Origin of the sequence: Streptomyces phytophilus (assembly GCF_013870535.1) — a bacterium.
In the GTDB taxonomy this organism is placed as follows: Bacteria; Actinomycetota; Actinomycetes; order Streptomycetales; family Streptomycetaceae; genus Streptomyces; species Streptomyces phytophilus.
Genome location: NZ_JACBXC010000606.1, coordinates 1 through 3,598, shown reverse-complemented (window position 1 = coordinate 3,598; position 3,598 = coordinate 1). Strand labels below are relative to the sequence as shown.

Annotated in this window: 3 protein-coding genes and 1 pseudogene; 3 read left to right on the top strand and 1 reads right to left on the bottom strand. The window is 73.1% G+C overall.

Annotation, left to right across the window (positions count from 1 at the left end):
- The coding region (locus tag H5J30_RS22135) for an MFS transporter (RefSeq protein WP_181789133.1) at positions 1 to 640 on the bottom strand (640 nt) is incomplete at its 3' end.
- A gap of 404 nt (positions 641 to 1,044) precedes the next feature.
- Between H5J30_RS22135 and H5J30_RS22130 the strand changes: the two genes are divergently transcribed.
- The 3 genes and pseudogenes from H5J30_RS22130 to H5J30_RS22120 form a co-directional block, all read left to right on the top strand.
- Entirely contained in the window at positions 1,045 to 1,311 is a 267-nt protein-coding gene (locus tag H5J30_RS22130; RefSeq protein WP_181789132.1) for a hypothetical protein, read from the top strand.
- 65 nt (positions 1,312 to 1,376) lie between these two features.
- The gene (locus tag H5J30_RS22125) at positions 1,377 to 2,852 is read left to right on the top strand and encodes a DUF2201 family putative metallopeptidase (RefSeq protein ID WP_181789131.1); all 1,476 of its coding nucleotides are present in this window, start codon (positions 1,377 to 1,379) and stop codon (positions 2,850 to 2,852) included.
- Positions 2,852 to 3,598 (top strand): annotated as a pseudogene (locus tag H5J30_RS22120) (AAA family ATPase); the annotation flags it as partial. The gene H5J30_RS22125 and the pseudogene H5J30_RS22120, both read left to right, overlap by 1 nt.

Here is a 3,598-nt window from a genome sequence, read left to right as displayed (position 1 = left end):
GGGACGTACCCGGCACAGCCTGGCGGCGCTGCTGTCCGGCGCCGTGCACGTCCACGCCGCCGCGGCGGGGCTGGACGGACGGCAGCAGGCCGGTGGCGAGCAGGGTGGCGATGCCGATGGGCACGTAGATGATGAAGATCCACGGCCAGCTCAGCCACTCGGTGAACACGCCGCCGAGGAAGACCCCGGCGGTGCCGCCGGCCGGGGCGGCGGCGCCGTACAGCGCGAGCGCCTTGCCCAGCTCCCGGGGGTCGTGGCTGAAGAGGATCATGAGCAGGGTCATGGCGGCGGGCGCGATGAGCGCGCCGCCGACGCCCTGCACGGCGCGCCCGGCTATCTCGACCCAGGCGGTCTGCGCCGCCGCGGCCACCACGGAGCCGGCGATGAGCACGCCCCATCCGGTGACGAACACGCGGCGGGCGCCGAAGAGGTCGGACAGCCGCCCGCCGAGGAGCAGCAGACCGCCGAAGGCGACGACGTAGGCGTTGAAGACCCACTGCAGATCGCCCGGCGAGAAGCCCAGGTCGCGCTGCATCTCGGGGAGCGCGACGCCGATGATCGAGGTGTCCATGATGACCATGAACTGCGCGGTGGCGAGCACGAGCAGTGCCCACCAGCGGCGGGGGTTGACGGATGACATGGCAGTACGCCTCCTCTGGAATAATACCCCTAGGGGGTATGCGAGGAAGATATAACACTACCCCTGGGGGGTATGCAAGCCGGAGGGCTGCTGAGGGTGGCGTCCGGAACGGCGACCGGGGCGCCCAGGCGGGGGAGAACGCGGTGCTGGAGGCCGAGTTCCGCGGCTGACGGACGAGGGCCGTCCCGCCGGGAGCGGGGCGGCGCCCGACCGCAACGTGGCCATGTTCGACGCGTGGTACGGCGTCGGGGAGCCGGATCCCGTGCCCTGCGGGGCGGACAAGGCGTACGTGAAGGTGACCGGGCTGCGCTGGAGCGAGATATTCGCCGATCCGGTGTGCCCGCGCGGCGAGGGCCGCGACGAGTTTTCCGTCGACTCCGACCCCGACGACGGCAGTTGCAGCGGTGTCGCCGTCGCCGTCTGCGTCGCGCGGCCGCGCGGGGCAGTGCTTCCCCGGCCCCGACGCGGGCGACGGCTCACCGGACAGCGCCGCGAGCTTCCTGTCCGTGACGCGCTGCAGCAGGACCGAGATCCCCCAGATCGACAACCGCATGTACCGGATCACCGCCGCGGAGCCGCTGGCCGACCCGCAGACCTGCCCGCCCGGCTCGGACACCTACTACTGGTCCTTCACCGACCCCCGCCTGGCGCTCTGCGCGGGCACGCTCTGAACCCGCGTCACACCGCGGGAGGGGCGGCATGTAGCGTGCCCGCGAGCGGCGAGGGGAGATCACGGGTGCAGGGGGAGCGGAGTACGCACGGGGCGCCCGACCTGCGCCGGCCGGGCGGCGGAGCGCCGGCCGCGGAGCCTGCGGGGGAGCCCGTCGACCTGGAGGTCGTGGCGGAGGCGCGGCGCCGCAAGGAGGCCGCGCTGCTGGACTTCGGGGTCGGGCAGAGTGTCGTGGCCTCGTGGCTGTACGCGAAGTGCCACCGCCACCTCGCCACCACCGCGATCCCGACCGCCGCCGTCACGGCCACCGGCGACGGCCGCTGCGCGCTGCTCTACAACCCGTACTTCTTCGCCTCCCTGGACTTCGACGGCGTCAAGTTCGTGCTCTTCCACGAGGCGCGGCACCTGATGCACCGGCACCTGTACGTGGACGAGGAGCTGCGCTCCGACCCGGTGTTCACGCTCGCCGCCGAGGTGGCGATCAACCACGTCGCCCTGCGCCGCCTGGGCCGGACCGCGTTACCGGAGGCCGTGCCCCCCGGCGGCGGGGCACCCGAGCCGGTGGGCGTCGACCCGGACGCCGTGTACCGCGCGTACCGGGACGACCTGCGGGAGCAGGGCCTCGACCCGCTGCCGTACGACGACTTCAGCCGTACCGACCTGACGGTCTACGGCGAACTGCGCCGCATGATGAAGCACGAGACGCCCCGGTCCGGCCACTGCGTCCACCTCGCCGAAGGCGCGGCCGGCACCGGGGTCCCCCTCGACCCCGAGACCGTCGCGCAGGTCGGCGACGACGTGCTGCGCGAGGTGATGCAGTCGGCGCTGCGCGGCGGCAGGTCGGCACGCGAGGAACTCCTCGGCCTCGCCGACCGCACCGCGGGCGGCGGCGAGCGCTTCAGCCGGCTGTGGGGCCGCCTCGGCCTGGACCAGCTGCGCGGCAGCACACCCCGCACCCGCCGGGTCGACTGGTGGCAGCGGTGGCTGACCGACGTACTCGCCTCCAAGCTGACCGAGAGCGAACGGCTGGTCTACCCGAAGAAGCACGGCGCGATCGTCCTCGCGCTCGGCCACGAGCCGATGCTCACCCGCCGCGGCCCGGAGCGCACGAAGGTGGTGCTCGTCGCGTTCGACACCTCGGGGTCGATGCCCGACGCCGTCGTCGAGTGGCTGACCACCCTCGTCGGGCAGACGGACGGGGTGGAGAGCCACTGGCTCTCCTTCGACGGCACCGTGATGCCGTTCGTCCCCGGGGAGCGGGTGGCGGGCGGCGGCGGCACCGACTTCCGATGCGTCGTCGACTACGCGGAAGGCCGGCTGGAGGTCGCCGGCAAACCCTTCCCGCACGAGCCCGACGCGGTGATCGTCGTCACCGACGGCTACGCGCCCCACGTCACCCCCGCCGACCCCGACCGCTGGATCTGGCTCATCACCGACGGCGGCGACGACTGGCCGGAGCGGCACCACCGCCCCATGGCCTGCCACCGGGTCACGTCCGAACGGCAACCGAGGAAACCGATGACGCCGAGGAGAAGCACCTAGTGGCCGCCGCGACCCCGCCCGCGACTCCGCCCGGAACACCCGCCGCGGGCCGGCAGTGGCGGGCGAACGCCACCTACCCGGAACCGCCCGCGGACGGCCCGACCGCCGCGCTGGAGAAGTTCATCGACGCGATGATCGCCACCGGCCAGACCGGGCAGATCTTCGGCGAGCACGGCATCGGCAAGACGTCCACCTTCGTCTCGTACGTACCGAAGCGCTACCCCGGCACCGGCCTCGTGGTCCTCCCCGCGGCCAACCTCGCCCCGGACGACCTGCTGATCAACGCCCCCGTACGGGACGAGCGCAGCGGCGAACTGGCCCTGCGCCAGCTCGTGATGCGCCAGCTCACCCCCGGCACGCCGTTCGTCCTCCTCGTCGACGACTCCCTCCAGGCGGGCAACACCGTGCAGTCGCAGCTCATGCAGATGGCCTGCAACTGGACGCTCGGCGAGTACGACCTGCGCGAGCTGGGCTGCGTCGGGGTCTTCCTCACCGACAACGAGTCGCTCGCCGAGACCAGCGTGCGCCGCTCCGACCTGGCGATCCTGGACCGGATGGTCACCCTCCGGCTGACCGCCAACGATACCGCCTGGCGGCACGCGCTGGCCGCCCGGTTCCCCGACTGGGACCTGCGCGAGGTGTTCCGGCAGTGGGCCGCCCTCGACCCGCACCTGCGCGGCCTGCTCTCGCCGCGCACCCTGCAGCACGTACTCGACTGCGCCCGCGCCGGCTTCCCGCTGGCCTGG